This is a genomic window from Candidatus Poseidoniia archaeon, assembly GCA_030748895.1.
GTDB lineage: Archaea > Thermoplasmatota > Poseidoniia > MGIII > CG-Epi1 > UBA8886.
The window spans coordinates 77,239-95,491 of sequence record JASMLC010000006.1 but is presented as its reverse complement, the minus strand read 5'-3'; the positions used below and the strand labels follow the sequence as shown (position 1 = coordinate 95,491).

Genomic DNA, 18,253 nt, shown 5'->3' with positions numbered 1-18,253 from the left:
GCTTAATTTCCTTTTTCCGGCTTGTGTTACCAATGAATTTTCCAGGTGAGTACTGGGTGCAGTTGAATCTATACCCCTCTTGCAATTCGTGAATTCGATTTCGTTTTTCGTTTCGCAGTCCACTTTTTCATTTCCTATCGTAAACGTGAGCTTGTCTTCCTGCTCGCTCTGGACTAGGAAATATTCTGTCGAGTCCACACGAATCGTGGTATTGTCGATCTCTAAGTCTTCACTTAATCTAGTGTTAACATCCATTAGACTATAGGAAGGTGTTGACGGGGTGTATGATAGTATTTCATGATCTACATATACAACTAAATCCTCTATTGCATTCACGTCTTGATTAAGGATGTACACTGGTTCCGTCAGATTTTCGGAATCTACGTATATGTCTCTTGGGGTTCTTATTTCTCTATAACCTGCAATTTCGTATGACTGTGTATCATAGTTGTAATTCCAATATTGAGTGTTAATTTGGCTGGTTCCATATGTAGTCACTATTTTTTCATCAATCTTACCTTCACTAGCAACGTATTGGTTATCCAAATACCCTTCATGCGGATTCGACATGGAATAATATTTAGCCTCTATAGTCCACAAATTCCCTATGATGATGAAGAATAGGAGGAAAACAAGCAAGATTGATACAACAGATGCATATAGCGGGTTGTTTTCCACGGCCAACTAATTATTAGGACTATTTAAACTAATCCTGTTTTACCTCAGTGAGTTAATAATAATCTGCGTGGCTTGCGAATAATTCTATTTTTTTCCTCGCCCATCTATAGCAGCTATTACTATAGCCAGACCAGCAATAAATCTTCTATCAAGAGGGTGGTTGGGTGGAATATTAACCACCAGCTTCTTGATGAAAGGATTGAACTTCTGTCTCATTGTCACAGGTTCGGTACTGTCTTTAATCTGAATGTGAAATTTCTTTGGCAAGATTAATCCTAATAGTAATCGTCTGGCCAGGGCCTGCCCCATGCTATCCTCAATCAAGATTCCAAATTCCTTGCCTGTAGCATCTAGAAGGTGCCATCTGGTTCTGAGTACGGATGCCCAGAATTTGCGCCTTACCGTACCTAAAACCTCACCAGTTCCGGAGTCAATTACGTCATAGCCGCCCCAGGCATCAACCAATTGTTTTTGTTTGATCTTTAACCATTCATGACTTTTCGATGGATCCGAATATATTCGAATATCTTCCTTTATTTTGAAACGTTTTTGTTCGCAGTAACCATATCGTTTTTGATTTACATCCTCAAACCAGAATTTGTTACCAAATATTCTCCAGAATTTCTCCCGAATCATATATTGATTCAGTTCTAGCACTCTCGTCATGGGTTTTGACCATCTTTCTCGTCGTTTCTGATATAATCTTTTTTCTCAGACCAAGCGCTTTCTTTGTCATCCCAGCTGGTTCCGGGTTCGGGTGTACTAACATCCTCGCCAGGCGCCGTTGCCCATTGGTTTGGGTCTTCTTCCTGCATAGTGAATGCCATGATTATGCCAACCAGCAACACAATGCTACCACAGCAGCAGACTCCAAATGAGGCTATGAAGCCAATTATCGCAGCAAAGAAATCATCTATAATTCCTTCCACGTCATAAACTTCTATTTTAGTACCATTAGTGTTCCATGTGTATGTACCGTCCGGACAACCTTCCTTGCAGATGTATCCTATATGTATCTTTCCATCTTCCTCGGTGTCATCGTCGAACACACATTCAGTGCCGAAAAAATTTGTCCCATTGGTGTTCTCCAAAGTAAAATTACGCACCAGTTCACAATCCGCAGTCGTGAGGTTTGCACTACGGCCTTCGGCAATTGCAGATTTTCCATTCGCATATTCACCTTCCATAACAACGACTAGGTAATTGTCATATTTGTTCCAACCTTCGAGTTCCATCTCGGAATCCGCACCCCTATACAGGAGATATTCCTCACCTGACGAGCTTTCAAGATCTTCCACTGCATCTCCAGATCTAAGCCATATAGCTACACCACCGATAACGAGCAGGACGCCAACAACCATGACTGCTATAGCTATTTTATTCATAGCGTCCAACTTACTATTAGTCTATATAACTGCTTACCCGGAGTAAGAAAGAATAGTGTTTTAACGAGCATTCGGGTCGCCTATTATCCGGGCACTTAACCGGGTGAGCAATCATGAGCTACGTCGACGAAGTTTTCGAGCAGGTCAAGCGCCGCGACCCGGACCAGCCCGAGTTCCATCAGGCGGTCTGGGAAGTGCTGGAATCGCTGGCGCCGGTGCTGGAGCTGCATACGGAGTACCGCGAGTATCGCGTGCTGGAGCGGCTGGTCGAGCCGGAGCGCATGATTACCTTCCGCGTGCCGTGGGCCGACGACCGGGGGCGGGTGCAGGTTAATCGGGGAATGCGCGTCGAGTTCAACTCCGCCATCGGCCCCTACAAGGGAGGGCTGCGCTTCCACCCCAGCGTCAACCTTGGCATAATCAAGTTCCTGGGCTTCGAGCAGATATTCAAGAACGCGCTGACGACCCGCCCGATTGGTGGCGGCAAGGGCGGTTCCGATTTCGACCCCAAGGGCAAGTCCGACAACGAGGTGATGCGCTTCTGCCAGTCGTTCATGACCGAACTGTTCCGGCACATCGGCGCCAATATTGACGTCCCGGCCGGGGATATCGGCGTTGGCGGGCGCGAAATCGGCTACCTGTTCGGGCAGTACAAGCGGCTGACGCGCCGCTGGGAAGGGGTGCTGACCGGCAAGGGGCATGGCTGGGGCGGCTCGCTGATTCGGCCCGAGGCGACCGGCTATGGGCAGGTCTACTTCCTGCGCGAGATGCTCAAGGCACGCGGTGAGGATATTGACGGGAAGACATGCACGATTTCCGGCAGCGGCAACGTGGCGCAGTTCTGTGCCGAGAAGGTGATTTCGTATGGCGGTAAGGTGCTGACGATGTCCGATTCCGGGGGATTTGTGCACGACCCCGATGGTATCGACGCCAAGAAGCTGGCGTGGGTCATGGAGCTGAAGAACAACCGTCGTGGCCGTATTAGTGAATACGCCAAGAAGTCCAAGTCGGCCAGCTACCACGCTGGCAAGCGGCCGTGGTCGGTCAAGTGCGACATTGCGCTGCCGTGCGCGACGCAGAACGAAATCGAGAAGGCTGGTGCGAAAGCTTTGGCAAAGGGCGGCACCATCGCAGTATGTGAGGGTGCCAACATGCCCACGACGCCAGAGGCGGTCGAAATATTCCAGGCGGCGAAAATCGCCTTCGGCCCAGCCAAGGCAGCTAACGCTGGTGGCGTTGCCGTATCGGCGCTGGAGATGGCGCAGAACGCCTACTTCAGCGAGTGGAGTCGTGAGGAGGTTGACAGCCGGCTGGACACCATCATGACTGGCATCCACGCCCAATGTGCGGAAGCGGCCGAAAAATATGGCCATGCGGGTGACCTTGTCGTTGGCGCCAATATTGCCGGTTTCCTGAAAGTGGCCAATGCCATGCTCGACCAGGGCGTGGTTTGAACCCCCGGCAGGCGACGCTCGCGCTCCTGGCCGTTACGCTGATCTGGGGCTGGACCTTCGTCTGGCTCAAGCGCGCCATGACTGCCGCCGACACCCACGGTGCCGCTGCTCTGGGCGCGACGCTGTTCGTGACGCTGCGCTTCGCGCTCGGCGGCGTGCTGCTGCCGCTGCTCCCCGGCGTGCGCAGCGCCATACGGGACCGCGCGGTGTGGCGCGACGGGGGCTTGCTGGCGGGCTTCATGTTCGGCGGTTTCCTGTTCCAGATGGTCGCCATTGCGCAACTTTCGCCCGCCGTCTCGGCGTTCCTGACCAGCCTTTACGTGGTCTTCACCGCGCTGCTGCTCGCGGGCTGGCGCGGACGCTTGCAGTCGACGACGCTGCTCGCTGGCGCGGTGCTGGCGACTTTCGGTGCCGGCTGGATTCAGGGGCCGCCGCAATTGCACTTCAACTGGCCCGAGTGGCTCACCGTACTCAGCGCGCTGCTCTTCGCGGGCCACATCATCGCGACCGACGTTGTTACGCGGCGTGTTTCGCCGCTTGGGGTAACGTTCAGCTCAATCACGCTGGCCGCGCTGCTGGGACTGCTGCTGCTCGACCTGCAAATGCTGGCGCAGCCCGCCTTGCTGGGCGGGCTGCTGGGTGACCCTGCCTTCCTGGAGCCACTGCTGCTCTCAGCCTTCTTCGGGACGTTCGTCGCGCTGCTGCTGGTGAACCGCTGCCAGAAGCTGCTCGACCCGGTCCGGGCAGCGATTCTCTACGCGCTCGAGCCGGTCTGGGCGACGCTGCTCGCCATTACTTACGGGATGGTGACCGCCAATGGCTGGCTGCTGCTCGGCGGTGGTGCGCTGCTGCTCGGCAACCTGGTTGCGGAGCTGGCGCCCCGACGGGAATCTGTGTAAGTCGTTTCAGAGCGTTTCGGCGTAGCGCCGGTTGACTTCAGCCCAGTTTAGGACTTTGCAACAGGCATTGAGGTAGTCGCCGCGCAGGTTCTGGTAGCGCAGGTAGTAGGCGTGCTCCCAGACGTCCACTCCCAGGATGGGGGTGCCACAGTCGTGCCCGCCGTGCGCCGGCCCCATCAGCGGGTTGTCCTGATTGGCGGTCGAGCAGGTACTGAGCTTGCCCCCGTCGGAGCAGAGCCATGCCCAGCCGGAGCCGAAGCGGGTCATGCCCGCCTTGTGCAGCGCTTCCCTGAGGCCGTCCAGCGACCCGAAGGCTGCGTCGATGGCCGCAGCCAGTTCCCCGCCAGGCGACCCGCCGTCGGCGGCCATGACGCTCCAGAAAAGTGAGTGGTTGAAGTGGCCACCGCCATGGTTGCGCACCGCGCCGCGCTGCGCTTCCGGCACCGCGTCAAGGTTGCAAATCAGTTCTTCGACTGACTTGCCGGCGCAGGCGTCGCCGGCGGCTTCGACCGCGGCGTTAAGCATGTTGACATAGGCGGCGTGGTGCTTGTCGTGGTGGATTTCCATCGTGCGCGCGTCGATATGCGGCTCGAGCGCGTCGAAAGCGTAGGGCAGGTCGGGGACTTCAAAGCTCATTCTATCTCCGGCGGGCGAGCCTGCCGTGCGATTTAAACCTGTCTTCAAAAACCGAAGTCGCTTAGTTCTACGTCGCTGTTCATGTTGATGCGCACCGGGAACGCCAGCGTGACCTTCTCTGCTTCGAAGCGGCGCAGGATTTCGGTGACGAAGAAAGACTTCGAAGGGCGCATCCGCTTGGCGTTCTCGACGTAGTAGCGGATTTCCATGATTACGTCCTGGTCGCCGAAGTCGCGCAGGACTGCTTCCGGCGGCTTCGGTTTGTCCTGACAGATGTCCGGGTGGTTTGCTGCAATATCCTTGACGATTTCTTCGGCTTTCGTAACATTGCTCCACGTCGGTGTCAGTCCCAGCCGGATGCGCACGCGCAGTTGCATGTCGCGGCGGTGGCTGAAGTTGGCGACCGCGTCCTTGGTCAGCAACTTATTGGGGATAGTCAGCATCACTCCGTCGGTCGAGCGGACGGTAGTGGTGCGCAGGCCGATTTCCTGCACGTCGCCCCAGCTGCTGTAAAGGCCGCCGATTTTCTTGGGCAGCAGGATGCGTTCCCCTTCGCGGAACGGCCGGTCGACGATGATGAAGATGCCAGCGATAATGTTCTCCATGGTATCCTGCGACGCGAAGGCGACCGCCAGTCCGACGATGCCGAGCGCTGCGACGATTCCCGTTACATTGATTCCCAGCTCGCTGGCGGCGGTCAGCAGCACAATCGCCCACATTGCCACTCCCGCAATGCGGAAGATGAAGTTCTCGATGCCTTCGTCAATTTCGGTGCGGTCGAAGAATCGCCGCAGGTACGCCTTGGCGATTTTGATGAGCGGGACTCCGATGATGAGTATCAGCAGCGCTGCAATCGGCCCGGTCGACACGATTTCCGTGGCGCAGCCGTAGCTAAGTTCGAGGTTGTTGGGCAGGCTGTCGAGGCAGCTAGGCATGGCGCCGGCTTGCCATGGCGGTATATAACGACTGCAGTTTTCGCCCTCGATGGCAAACCGGCTGGCGCAGGAGAGCAGCCCCTACCTGCTGCAGCATGCGCAGAACCCGGTTGACTGGTACCCGTGGGGCGAGGAGGCGTTCGCACACGCCCGCGCTGAAGAAAAGCCGCTACTGCTCTCGGTCGGCTACTCCGCCTGCCACTGGTGCCACGTCATGGAGCACGAGAGCTTCGCGAACGAGGCGACGGCGGCGCTGATGAACGAGCATTTTGTCAACATCAAGGTCGACCGCGAAGAGCGCCCCGATGTCGATGCAGCCTACATGGCTGCAACGCAGGCAATGAGTGGCAGCGGCGGCTGGCCAATGACTGTCTTCCTGTCGCCTGACAGGAAGCCGTTCTTTGCCGGAACATACTTCCCGCCGCGCGACGCCTATGGAAGGCCGGGTTTCCCGACCCTGCTGCGGCGCATCGCCGCGGCGTGGGAAAATGACCGTGAGCAGTTGCTGCAATGCGCTGAATCGCTGACCGAGGCGTTGCAGCGCGGGCAGGCTACCGAAGGCGGGCAGGCGGACGCTCCCGCCGATGAGGCGGTCGCGTCCGCCGTCGCGCACTGGCGCGCCAGCTTCGATACGGTCTTGGGCGGCTTCGGTGGCGCGCCCAAGTTCCCCAGCCCCGGTACCATCGCGACGCTATTGCGCCACCACCACGACAGCGGTGACGCGCACTCGCTCGAAATGGCGTTGGCGACGTTGCGTGGAATGGCCGCCGGCGGCATCCGCGACCATTTGGCGGGCGGCTTCGCGCGTTACTCGGTCGATGCGCAATGGCTGGTGCCGCACTTCGAGAAGATGCTCTACGACAACGCGCAACTGGCGCGTTGCTACATCGAGGCGTTTCAGGTCACGGGCGCCCCCGTCTTCAGCGAAGTGGCGCGTGAGACGCTGGACTGGCTGCTGGCGCAGATGGCGCTGCCGCAGGGCGGGTTCGCGTCGGCGCTGGACGCCGATTCCGAAGGCGTCGAAGGCAAATACTACGTCTGGCGTGACGCCGAAATGCGGACACTGCTCGCGCCCGATGAGGCGCGGGCGTTCTGCGCTTTTTACGGCGTGACCCCGCAAGGCAACTGGGAGGGGCAGAGCGTACTGCACACGCCGCTGCCGATGCAGGAAGTGGCGCAGACGCTGGGGCTGGCTGAAGCGGAACTGGCGGTTTCTCTCGCTGCAGCGCGCAGCAAATTGCTCGCCGCCCGCCGGCAACGCGAACCGCCTAGCCGTGACGACAAGGTGCTAACGGCGTGGAACGGCCTTGCCATCTCTGCACTGGCCGAAGGCTACCGGATTTTTCAGGACGACCGATATTTAAAGGCCGCCAGCAAGGCCGCAACCTTCCTGCAGAACAACCTTGTTGCTGATTCGGGCCGGCTGCTGCGGTCGTGGCGCGATGGCCGTGCGGGGCCGACTGCGTTTCTGGACGACTATGCCTGCCTTGCGGAGGGCATGCTGGCGCTCTACGAGGCGAACGGCACCGCATGGCACCTGGAATGGGCACTCGCGCTCGGCGAGGAATTGCTTGCGCTTTTCGGTGCCGAGGATGGTGGGCTGTGGGCCAGCGGCAGCGACCAGGAATTGCTTTACTTCCGCCACCGCGAGCCACTCGATGGCGCTACGCCGTCGCCTAGCGGGGTGGCGGCGCAGGCATTGGTGCGCTTGGGATGGCACTTCGCGCGCGACGACCTGCGGCAGGCGGCAGAGGCGATTGTGGCGGCCGAGGCGAGCCACTTGCGGGAGCACCCGTGGGGCTGCACTTCGCTCATGGAGGCGGCACAGATGTTGCGGCAGCCGCCGGTCGAGCTGGTGCTGGTCGGCGACGGCCCCACGCCCGGGTTCGACGCGGCACTGGCGGCGCACTTCCTGCCGCGCCGCATGCTCGCGCGGCACGTTTTTTCCACGGGCGACCAGCCGCCTTTCCCGGCGCTGGTTGGCAAGCCGCTGGTTGATGGCCGGCCTGCGCTCTACGTCTGCCACAATTTCGCCTGCCGGGAGCCGGTTGTGGAGCCGGAGCAGGTTGGCGCGGCGCTACCGCAGCACCCTTAAGTCCCGCCCGAGTGCAGGGGCGGTATGCGTATCCTGCTTGTCGCAGCGCTGTTGCTTCTCTCCAGCGTCGGGCCGTTCGGTCTTCCCGAGGAAATTGCGCCTGCCGCAGCGGGCGAGCCACTGCCCGGCTCGCTCGAGACGCGCTGGTGGGAGTGGACTGCGATGGATCGTGACCGCAACCGCATGCACGACGCGCTTGACTTGGCGCTGCTCGAGGAGCAGTTTGTCATCAACGGCCGTATCGAGGTACTGGTCGATTTTGACCATATGCCGACCGCCGCCGATGAAGAGCTGCTTGCGCAGGGTGCCGGTTTTGAAGCCACCTGGCGTTTCCACCTCATACCGATTATTGCTGGCTCTGTCGCAGTTGAACGTCTGGATGAGCTCATTGTACTTCCCGGAGTGGTATTCCTGACGCATGACAGTCCGGTTAAGTTGCTCCTGGATGGCTCAATTCCGGAGCACCACGTGGATCAGGTTTGGGATTTGGGCTTCGACGGTAACGGAATTACAGTGGCGATTATTGACACAGGTATCGATCCTGACCACCTGAGCCTAAACGACATGGACGACGATGCAGAGTGCACTGCCGCCACTATTCAGGGTGTACCAAATCCACCCTGTCAGAAGAAAATTGTCGCTTTTTACGATGCTCTGGACGGCAGCGACGACGACGGCTCCGGCGAGACGACACCCTATGACGACCATGGCCACGGTTCACATTGCGCTGGAATCTCGGCCGGTACAGGTGAAGGCTCGCAGGAAATCTACAACGCGCTCTACCGTGGCGTCGCCCCTGGAGCTCAGCTGGTTGGCGTTAAGGTGCTGAGCGGCAGCGGTAGCGGTAGCTTCGAGGAGGTAATGCGTGGTATGGAGTGGACTATTGACAATCAGGAGAAGTACAATATTCGTACTGCGTCGATGTCGCTTGGTGGGGCATGGGTTGCTGAACTGACTCAGGAGCAAGAAGAGCGTGTTACGCATGTCGCTAACATGATGGTGGCAGCTGGTATTGCCTTGGCGATTGCTGCTGGTAATTCTCTCTTTTATGGCACTATTGGTACCCCTGGCGCTGCGCGCGATGTAATCACGGTCGGTGCGACCGATGACGACCGCGAGCTAGCACCTTACTCCAGCAAGGGGCCGACACACGAAGGTTACATCAAGCCTAATCTTGTTGCCATCGGATCCGCGGTAATGTCCGTGGAGAACAGCCATACCGCCTCTGGTGAGGCAACCTACATAGCATATTCCGGCACGAGTATGGCAACACCGATGGTAGCAGGCATGGTTGCCCTGATTAACGAGGCTAACCCGGATCTCAGTCCCTTGATGGTTCGTGCGATTCTTGAATCCACTGCTGAATTTCGATGGTTCTCACATCCTGTGCGACCCAACAACGACTACGGTTGGGGTTTTGTTGAGGCTGATGCTGCGATGGCAAAGGCAGAGCAGATTGATCCGAGCATCAACCTTTCACTTGATCCTAATACGCCAGAGGTGACTCATCGCGAGATCTATGAAGAGGAAACCGAGAACGGAACCAGAACTACTGAGGTCAATATTACTCGCTGGTTTGCACGTCAGGATGGCGCTCTGCACTTCATGAAAGGCGGACCTGGCAACGCGACCGCTATCGAATGGCGTAATGTTCTAATCTACGATAGTTGGCACACACTGAGTGTCAATAATGGCGTTTTCAATATTCCGCTAGCAAATAGTGGTCTTCAGCCAGGTAATCATACACTCTGGGTGAGGCTTGCTGGCCCCGAGGGCGTCAGTGCACCGATTGGCATAACTATCCATCTCGCAGAGCCGCTGCCGGATGGTGAACTTGATGATGGGCTGCTGCTGCTATTACTGGCAGGTGGTCTCCTGATGGTCACCCTGTCTGGTGCGGCCGTTTTCCTCTGGCGCAGGAGCGCAACCTCTTAACTGCGGCTAGATTCGAGCTGTGTGGACCCGCAGAAGCTGCGACAGGATTTCCCGGTGCTGGCGGGCGACGACCCTCCGGTCTATCTCGACAACGCCTGCATGCCGATGAAGCCCGAGCCCGTTCTCAGGGCGATGGACAACTACTACCGCAACTTCCCGACTTGTGGCGGCCGCTCGCTCCACAAGCTGGCTTTCGACGTCACCGAACATTACGAGACCGCGCGCGGGCAGTTGCAGCGGTTCGTCGGCGCGGCTGACGCGAGCGAAATCGTCTTCACGCGCAACACGACCGAAGCCATTAACATCGTCGCGTGGGGCATGGACCTGAAGCGCGGCGACACCGTGCTGACGAGCGACCGTGAGCACAACTCCAACGTAATCCCGTGGCACGTACTCCGCGAGCGGAGCGGCGTGCGCTACGCGGTTGTCCCGTCGCGCGACGACTGTTATTTCGACCTTGAGGCGCTAAAGGAGGCGCTGACGCCCGACGTCAAGCTGGCGAGCTTCGTCCACACTTCCAATCTGGACGGCTACACGTTGCCGGCGCGCGAAATCGCCGAAATCTGCCACGACGCCGGCGTGCAGGTGCTGCTCGATGCGGCGCAGTCAGCGGCGCACGCCGAGGTTGACGTGCAAAAGCTCGACGTCGATTTCCTGGCTGCCAGCGCGCACAAGTTTTGTGGCCCCAGCGGTACCGGCCTGCTCTACGGCAAGGCTGACGCGCTGGCGGCGCTGAAGCCGACTTTCACCGGCGGCTCGACCGTCCGTAACTCCACCTACGATGGCTGCGAATTCCTGCCGCCGCCATCCTGCTTCGAAGCGGGTTTGCAGAACTACGGCGGGATGATTGGCGCCGGCGCCGCGGCCGACTACGTTACCGGAGTCGGCCGCGACGAAATCCACGCGCACGAGGTGGCGCTGAACGAGCGGCTGACGCAGCGCCTGGCGGGGATGGAGGGGCTTTCGCTGCTCGGCCCGCCCGAAGCTGAGGGGCGCGGCGGGATTTTCTCGTTCAACCTGGCGGGGCTGGATGGGCATGAAATCGCGATGGACCTTGACGAGAGCGCCAATATCGCCATCCGCAGCGGGATGCACTGCGTCCATTCATGGTTCAACTCGCGCGGAATCAAGGGCTCGGCACGCGCCAGTTTCTACATGTATAACACCGCCGCAGAAGCCGATACCTTTGCCGACGCGCTAGAAGAGACGCAGCGCACGCTGGGCGGCTCCGCCGGGGCGATGCAGCGCGAAAGCCAGAGCTTCGCTTAAGCTAAATATAGCTCGTGCAGGAATCACCGGCGATGGCTCCGCTCCTTTCAGTCAGGGAACGCTCACGCTGTCGCGCATCGCCGAGGAGCGTAGCAACCTGTGCGAGGCGTGCAACACCCCGTTCGAGGGCGACGAAACGCAATGCGGCAATTGCGGAGCGCTGCGCGGCTAGTCGCGCAGCGCTTCTTCCAGCGTCAGTTCTCCCAGCAATACCTGCCGCGCCCGAACGCGCGAAATCGTGCGGCGGCTGCCCGATGCAATTCGCGACTCCGCCTGCAAGCGCGCCACTTCGCCGGCGGTGGGGCGGTAATCCAGCTCGCGCACTCGTTCACCGCGCTTGAGTGCGATAGCCCGCGCCGCAACGGTGTGCGAGCCGCTCCCCGAGCGCCTTTCATCGACCAGCTCGACCCGCAGGTGGCGTAATTCGGCGGCGATACGCGCGCCCGCCTCGGGGGCGCCGCTGCCGATGCGCACGGTGCAGTCGAGCGAGCAGTGCGCCACCTGTCGCACCAGCTCCGCCGCTTCGACGGGCGTGGCGCATTCGGCACTGTGGAGCAGCCGGCGCTGCGCTAGCACCGCGACGCCAGTGGTGCCGCCGGGGTCAACGCCGATGACCAGCGGCGGTCGGCCGGCGCGGACGTGCCGCAGTTGCAATGGCAGCAGCGCGACGTCGCCGAGCGCGATGACCGGCAGGCGGGTCGCTGGCAGCTGCGCGGCGTCGCTGACGACGACTTCGACTTCGTCCGACGTGGCGGGCACTGCGTCGAGTGGCAGCAGCCTGAATTCGTCGCTTTCCAGTGCCGCGACGACGCGATGTAATAGCCCGAAGTTGTGCAGGTCCAGGCCGACCTTCAGGGTTTCACCCATTCCAGCGCCAGACAGCGCTCGCCGTCGCTGGCGACCAGTTGCTTGCGGACGCCGTGCGCCACCCGCACTGCGCGCACGATGTCAAGCCAGCTGTCGCCGTCGCGCAGCAGGTGCAGCAGCCAGGCTGCGTGGGATTCGCTGTCGCGGTAGACCCGGTAGCGGGTGCCGAACTTCATTCCTGAAGCGACCTGCAATCCCGCCGCCGCCAGCGCTTCCGGCAGCGGACCCGCCGGAAGCACGCCCCAGCCGGGAGCCGTGGCTGCGTAGTAGATTATTTCTAGCGCTTCATCGACCAGCGCCAGCCAGTCGCCCTGCGCCAGCAAAGCCAGAGTGGCCGGCGCGTCACTGCTGGCGACGTGCAGCCGCACGTCTGCGCCGCCATCGCGCGCCCGGAAACGCAGCGCAGCGCCTTCGATAGCCGGCACGATGCCGCGCAGCCGCAAGTCACCGTAGGCGGCCGGCAGCAGTTCGCCCGCTAGCGCAGCCAGCTGCACCTGTAGTTCCGCGTCGAGCTCGAGTGCCCCGCTGGAGTGGCACCAGAGCGCTTCGACCGGATGCAGCGCAATGCCGTCGGTGGCAGTGCGGCCAACGCGCTGCCGTCCCCGTAGCGCCGTCGCGAGTTTACCGGCCGGCAGCAGCAGCTCGCCCTCCCGCAGTTTCAGGCTTCTTCCTCCAGCCGTTCCACCTTGCCCGCTTCGAGCAGCATGCGCGCGTTGTAGAGCGGGATATGCGCCACGTCGTTGGCCCTGAGCGAATAGTTGCGCGCGTCAAGTCCCGTAAATGTCGGTAAATCTTCGAGGACGCGCACCAGCAGCGCTTCAGAGTCGTCAATATCTGCAGGAGCAGTGGTGTCTGGTTCCGGCTCTGGCACAGCGGGTTTCGGTGCCGGCTTCGCCTTTGGCTCGGGTTTCGCGACGGGCGCCGCCCGTCGCACCAGCAATTTCTGCCGGTGCTGCCCAATGACGCTGGCGATGCTCTCAAGGAACTCTCGTTCCTGCTCGGTGACCGCTTCCAGTGACGGCTGCTGGCCGTTGACCTTTTCGCGCGCCAGCCGCGTCAGCTTGCGCTCGCGATGCTTGTGCAGCTCCAGCTTCAGGTCGGAAAGTTTGCTGATATCGCTATTGGCGCGCTGGAACCGCTGCTCGTCCTCGCGTGCCGCATCGCGCGCCTGCTCCAGCCCCTGCTCGAGCCGCGCCAGCCGCCCATGGAAGTGAGCAGGCAGCTTCACAAGTCGCCCGTCACGACGTTCTGCCAGCACCTGCACACGGAGGTCCCGCAGGGTGAGTTCATCCGGACTCATTGACGCGCAACTGCCGCGGGCTAAAGAAAAACTTCCCCGCAATACTGTTTAACCTACCCCATACTGGAGCAGCATGCCCAAGTGCCCGGTCTGTTCTTCGCCCGCCGACGAGACCGAGGACTACTGTAAAGTTTGTGGGACAAATTTCGAACCCCGGTCTAAAGAGGAACCGCCACCGGCGACGAAAACTACTCGGGAGGCTGTCGAGGCAGCCGATGCCCCGCCCGCAGCTACGCCCGGGACGCTACGGCCAAGCTTCTACTTGCCAGCGCTCCAGTTCCTGCTGGCGGTGGCGCTGCTGGGCTATATCCTGTTCGTAACCACCGGCAACATCCCCACGCCAGATACGCCCGACCTCGAAGGTTACACCGGTATCGGCGAGCCACTCGAATGCCCGCCCGGCTGGTCAGACCCCAAAAACCAGAATGGCTGTCCGGTGTTCCTGTTAAGCCCGGGTGGCAGCCCGTCGATTTTTGAGAGCCAGTACCAGATTGTCCTCGGACTCACGCTCCTGCTGGCGCTGATGACGCTGGCGCATTCGTGGCGCAGCGCTTCGCCCGGGGCGATGGCTCCGTTCTACTTCTGCCTAGTACTGATTATCGCCGTCTATCTGGTTCAGGGTCGCAACGAAGCTCTGCTTTCGCCAATTTACTCCACCACTGGTTTCGTCGCGGTACTGGCGATGGTGGTGCTCACCTATTCCTTCTTCCTCTTTGCCGTGACCGGACGCGACGTTGGCGAACGGCTCGCAACCAGCACCTACATGTTCCTGCTGGCTGGCATGGCGGTGCTGGGTGCGGTCCACTACAATTACGTGCGGGGGCCGTGGGCTGCGAAGGCCTCTGATGGGTCGGTCCGGATGTACCTGCTTGACTTGCAGCCGCCCGAAATGGTGCTGATACTGCTCGGCCTGGCGGTGTTACTCGTCGGCATCGGTTCGTTCATCATCACCAGCGTGCGGCTGAAGGACCTGGAGGAGGCGAAGTTCTTTGCGATGATTATGGCCGGTCTGTTGCTACAGTACCTGGTATTGCTCTTCAACGCACTCCGCAACCAGTCCAATATCAAGATGGAGCAGGTCGATATCGTCCTGACTGCGATGGCAGGTTTCATCACCTTCCTCGGCGTCTGGCTCTTCTACCGCAAGCGCAAGCTCGAAGAATCAATGGAGGGGCTTGCCTACTTCGGTATTTTCGTAGCCGGGGTCGGGACCCTTTTCGGTTTCAGCGTCATCCCGGTCCTGCTCTCGGAGAAGGACTTTGCAGCCCCCACTACGACTTCGGAATGGGTGCTGCTGGTGGTCCCGCTTCTTCTGGCCGTGACCGGCCTTTGGTATGGTATCCGCTTCGGCGCGCATAAACTGCGCGACAGGATGGCTGAACTCGCTCCGCTCGAGGCTCCCCGGCAGGACCCGTTCGATTCAACCTATGTGCCGCCGGAGGATCCGGCGCAGACCGAAATTTCACTCGATGCCGCAATGGACCGGCTTTTGCAGGAATTCCCGGACGCGACGATTGACATCAAGCCAACGGCTGAAGACTCGAGCGGATTCATCATGGACTGGGACGAAGTCGAGGAGATGCTCGACGACATCGACCTCAAGGCGGAAGTACGCAAGGCACGCAAGGTTCCCTATGAAGTCGATTTCGAGGAACTCTCGCGCTTTTACTCGACGACACCCGCGACAGTCAACCAGGTCATCACCCACCTGAAATCGGGCCGTAATATCATGCTTTATGGCGAGCCCGGAACCGGTAAGACTGCGCTGGCTAACCTCCTGCTGATGCAACTCTGTGGGGTGGATGGTGACGACCCTAACTACACTATCGTCACCGCGAATGCCGAATGGTCCAACTTCGAGGTTATCGGTGGCATTTCGCCCGATGACAAAGGTGGCTACTACTTCAAGGACGGATATATTTCCGAGGCGGCACGTGCCTGCGAGAAATCGATACAGGATACAGGTAAACCGCACTATCTGGTGATTGATGAATTCAACCGCGCTAATATCGACGAGGCGTTCGGGAAGCTCTTTACCGTATTCGAGTACCGCGACAAGCAGCCGCTGCTGACTGCCAAGGAGACTGGCGGAGCGCCATTCATGATGCCGCCCGAGTTCCGCATCATCGGCACCATGAACACGCAGGACAAGAATACGCTCTTCAACGTCGGTCACGCGCTGATGCGCCGTTTCGCGTTTGTCGAAATCGGGCTGCCCGACCGCGAGGACGAATTCCGGCGCATGCCGGAATTCGTCTTCAACAAACTCGAAAAACTGGGCATCGCCCCCAACCGGCCGGAGGAGGAAGATGACTGGTTTGCCGCGGAGAAATTTGATTTCTATGACGACGATGGCTCGATGTTCGACGCCTATAACCTGCTCATGGATTTCCTCGAGGAGGAGGAGCTTCCGCAGCAGCGTGATGAGGAGGTTCCGCGCGGCGTGCGCACATTCCGCCGTATCGGGCCGGCAATGGTGATTGACTCGATGCTGACGCTCTTTAACTCACGCGGACAGTACAATCTCGAAAAGGCGTTGCAGGACGTTATTCGCGCCAACATCATGCCGTCGCTCGAAGGACTTGAGCGCAACGAGCTGCGCTGCCTGCTGCTCAAGTCGCAGGCGGTGCTGGGCGAGGAGGCTGAAATCACCCACACGCTCGAGAAGATGGTTGATTCACCCGGAATGAGTATCTTCGGCTGATGGCTGCGCCGCGCGCGACCCTCGAACTGGAACTGCCCGAGGGGTGCAAGCACCTGCTCGAGGGCGAGACGCTGACGCTGCTGGTGCATGCATTGAAGCCGCTTGAGGCGCCCAGCCTCCGGCTGGGGAATATCACGCTCGAGAAATTGCCGGCGCTGCCGTCCAACCAGACCCATTCGTTGCGGTTTCGGGTGCCTGACTACATTGGCGCCAACCGGCTCGAACTGCACGACGGCGGCGGTTGCGTCTCGAACAGGCTCGAGGTCGTAATATCGCCCGGAATGTTCGATTACGACCATTTCCAGCAATTGCGCGAGCAGCACATCCCGGCGCTGGTGCAGGCGGCGGGGGCGGATGACCAGAGCGGTGCCGCCTATCCCGGCGCGACCGCTTCCATTGAGGAGGAGCAGATCCTGCTCAACATCTCCCAGCTGCTCGATTTTTCGGAGAGGTTGCTGAAGCTGACGCGCCGCATCCAGCGGGGCGCCTACTCGTATCTCATCGAGAAGCAGCGCAAGCACATGAAATCGACGATTCGCGGCGCGGTGCGCTGGGAGAAAACCGCGCTGGCACGCGCGCAGAAAGGGGTCGAATATGCGACCGTCCACGTCACCGATATCCGCAAGCGGAAATGGCACACGCCGTCGAACCTGTTGCTGGTAAAATTCCATATCGAACTCTTCACCGAGGCGGTATTTTTCCGTGACGAGATGGACCGCCGTGAGCGCGAGCGTAAGGCGTGGGCGGCCATCTACGGTCAGGAACCAGACGCGGCGTCGGACGAAGTCCGGGAGCAGTTGGAGAAGCTGGACGTAGTATGCCAGCTGCACAAGCAGATGCTACTGGGCGGGAAGCTCAAGGATTTGCTGGGCGTCGCGCGGCACATCCGTAAGGAGGCGCGCGAAATCAACCGCGAGGCAGAGCAGGAAATCCGTCGCCTCAAGAACCGTGCCTACCGTGAGCTGCCTCCGCTCTGGCAGGAGTTCCTGCATGACTACCGATCCTACTACGAAGATACCGTGCTCGTCGAAACTCAGCGCATGGCTGACGTCTACGCGCTCTGGATAGTGTGCGAGATGGCCAACGGCCTCGGCCTGCGCGCCCACTCAAAGAGCTTGCGCGAGTTCCGCTCGCCCCGTAAGGAGAGCGTCCTGCGCTACGACGCCCCGGGCGCGGTGCGCGAGGGATGGGGCGATTCAATCATGGGCGCACTGTTCCCGGAGGATGAGCCCGCCGCGCCAGCGACCGGCTCCGGGCAGCCGGAGATTTTCCTGAACTACCGCGGCGTCAATATCTATTTCGAATGCCAGTATGGCCTGCGCCAGCAACCGCGCCAGCAGGATATCTACAAGGTGCTGGCGTTCATGAATAACTATCGCATTCCGTGCGGTGGCATCATCTACCCCGGGCCGCAGCTTCGATTCAGTTGCGACTCCCGCAACCGGCAGGTGCTGGCGTGGATTCCGTTCACCTGGACCGAGCAGGCGTACGATGCAGCGCCCCGCTATTTCGCCTTCATTGTCGACCGGCTCGCCGCCATCTGGCAGGCGCTCGACGACGGCGATGCCGACGCGGTTGCGCTGGCCGCCGAGAAGCGGGCGTGGGAATACTACGAGGCGATTGCGACACCGGGCGCTGTTCTGCCCAGGCCTGTCGAACCGCTGGTGCCGCTGCCAGACGAGCCGGTCGAACCGCCCGTCATTCCATCGGAGCTGATTGCCGAAAAGCAGGATGCTGAAGACGAAGAGCTGTCGTCCGAAGAGGAACTCGAGGAATCTGCCGGGGAAGAGGCGGAGGAACGCCATGCGGAGCTGGAAGGGGCGCTGGCCGGGGATGCGGCCGTGGCGACCGGCTCGGCGGGCGAGGGCGATTACGCGGTCGGCTCGGCGGGCGAGGGCGATTACGCGGTCGGCTCGTGCGGGGATGGCGATTCCGGGGCGGATGCAGAAGCGGAAGAGACAGAGCCCGAAGTGGAAGCGGAGCCGGAACCAGAAGCTCCCGACGAGGAAGAATCTACTCGGAAACCGGAATCGCGCACGATTTCCATACAGGACCTGAAGAAAATAGTCGAGCAGAAAGAAACCGACGACTGACTT

General features: G+C 60.0%; 15 protein-coding genes. 7 read left to right on the top strand and 8 right to left on the bottom strand.

The features are described from left to right. The 3 genes from QGG57_03850 to QGG57_03840 all read right to left on the bottom strand — a co-directional run. Positions 1-678: hypothetical protein (locus QGG57_03850; protein ID MDP7007305.1), on the bottom strand; the 678-nt coding region annotated here is incomplete at its 3' end. 84 nt (positions 679-762) lie between these two features. Then, complete coding sequence (locus QGG57_03845; protein ID MDP7007304.1) at positions 763-1,314, bottom strand: hypothetical protein; 552 nt, start codon at positions 1,312-1,314, stop codon at positions 763-765. A 26-nt stretch (positions 1,315-1,340) separates the two neighbouring features. Beyond that, a complete protein-coding gene (locus QGG57_03840; protein ID MDP7007303.1) occupies positions 1,341-2,063 on the bottom strand; it encodes a hypothetical protein in 723 nt (240 codons plus the stop codon). A gap of 113 nt (positions 2,064-2,176) precedes the next feature. Between QGG57_03840 and gdhA the strand changes: the two genes are divergently transcribed. Next, entirely contained in the window at positions 2,177-3,517 is a 1,341-nt protein-coding gene (gene gdhA / locus QGG57_03835; protein ID MDP7007302.1) for an NADP-specific glutamate dehydrogenase, read from the top strand. Next, positions 3,514-4,416 carry a DMT family transporter gene (locus QGG57_03830; GenBank protein ID MDP7007301.1) on the top strand — a complete coding sequence of 301 codons (903 nt, stop codon included), beginning with the start codon at positions 3,514-3,516 and terminating at the stop codon, positions 4,414-4,416. The genes gdhA and QGG57_03830 overlap by 4 nt, the downstream gene beginning before the upstream one ends. Before the next feature lie 6 nt (positions 4,417-4,422). Here the strand turns inward: QGG57_03830 and QGG57_03825 are convergent, their stop codons facing one another. Both QGG57_03825 and QGG57_03820 read right to left on the bottom strand, forming a co-directional pair. Next, on the bottom strand, positions 4,423-5,052 hold the full coding sequence (locus QGG57_03825; protein MDP7007300.1) for a superoxide dismutase: 630 nt from the start codon (positions 5,050-5,052) through the stop codon (positions 4,423-4,425). A 44-nt stretch (positions 5,053-5,096) separates the two neighbouring features. After that, positions 5,097-5,987 (bottom strand): mechanosensitive ion channel family protein, encoded by an 891-nt coding sequence (locus tag QGG57_03820; GenBank protein MDP7007299.1) that lies wholly within the window; start codon positions 5,985-5,987, stop codon positions 5,097-5,099. 49 nt (positions 5,988-6,036) lie between these two features. On the opposite strand from QGG57_03820, the gene QGG57_03815 reads away from it, so the two are divergent. Genes QGG57_03815 through QGG57_03805 form a run of 3 tightly spaced genes read left to right on the top strand, consistent with a single transcriptional unit; the run spans position 6,037 to position 11,286 of the window. Then, positions 6,037-8,082, top strand: a complete 2,046-nt coding sequence (locus tag QGG57_03815) for a thioredoxin domain-containing protein (protein MDP7007298.1) — start codon at positions 6,037-6,039, stop codon at positions 8,080-8,082. Between the two features lie 24 nt (positions 8,083-8,106). Continuing rightward, positions 8,107-10,017, top strand: coding sequence for a S8 family serine peptidase (locus QGG57_03810; protein ID MDP7007297.1), 1,911 nt, complete (start codon positions 8,107-8,109; stop codon positions 10,015-10,017). Positions 10,018-10,038: 21 nt separating this feature from the next. Next, the gene (locus QGG57_03805; GenBank protein MDP7007296.1) at positions 10,039-11,286 is read left to right on the top strand and encodes a cysteine desulfurase; all 1,248 of its coding nucleotides are present in this window, start codon (positions 10,039-10,041) and stop codon (positions 11,284-11,286) included. 168 nt (positions 11,287-11,454) lie between these two features. Here QGG57_03805 and QGG57_03800 read toward each other — a convergent pair whose 3' ends face one another. From QGG57_03800 to QGG57_03790, 3 genes are all read right to left on the bottom strand, one after another. Continuing rightward, a complete protein-coding gene (locus QGG57_03800; GenBank protein MDP7007295.1) occupies positions 11,455-12,153 on the bottom strand; it encodes a hypothetical protein in 699 nt (232 codons plus the stop codon). After that, entirely contained in the window at positions 12,138-12,647 is a 510-nt protein-coding gene (locus QGG57_03795) for a hypothetical protein (GenBank protein MDP7007294.1), read from the bottom strand. Before QGG57_03795 ends, QGG57_03800 begins: the two co-directional genes overlap by 16 nt. A 164-nt stretch (positions 12,648-12,811) precedes the next feature. After that, positions 12,812-13,453, bottom strand: coding sequence for a hypothetical protein (locus QGG57_03790; GenBank protein MDP7007293.1), 642 nt, complete (start codon positions 13,451-13,453; stop codon positions 12,812-12,814). Between the two features lie 73 nt (positions 13,454-13,526). On the opposite strand from QGG57_03790, the gene QGG57_03785 reads away from it, so the two are divergent. Then, a complete protein-coding gene (locus QGG57_03785) occupies positions 13,527-16,157 on the top strand; it encodes an AAA family ATPase (protein MDP7007292.1) in 2,631 nt (876 codons plus the stop codon). Beyond that, positions 16,157-18,250 carry a hypothetical protein gene (locus tag QGG57_03780; protein ID MDP7007291.1) on the top strand — a complete coding sequence of 698 codons (2,094 nt, stop codon included), beginning with the start codon at positions 16,157-16,159 and terminating at the stop codon, positions 18,248-18,250. Before QGG57_03785 ends, QGG57_03780 begins: the two co-directional genes overlap by 1 nt. Positions 18,251-18,253: the final 3 nt, after the last annotated feature.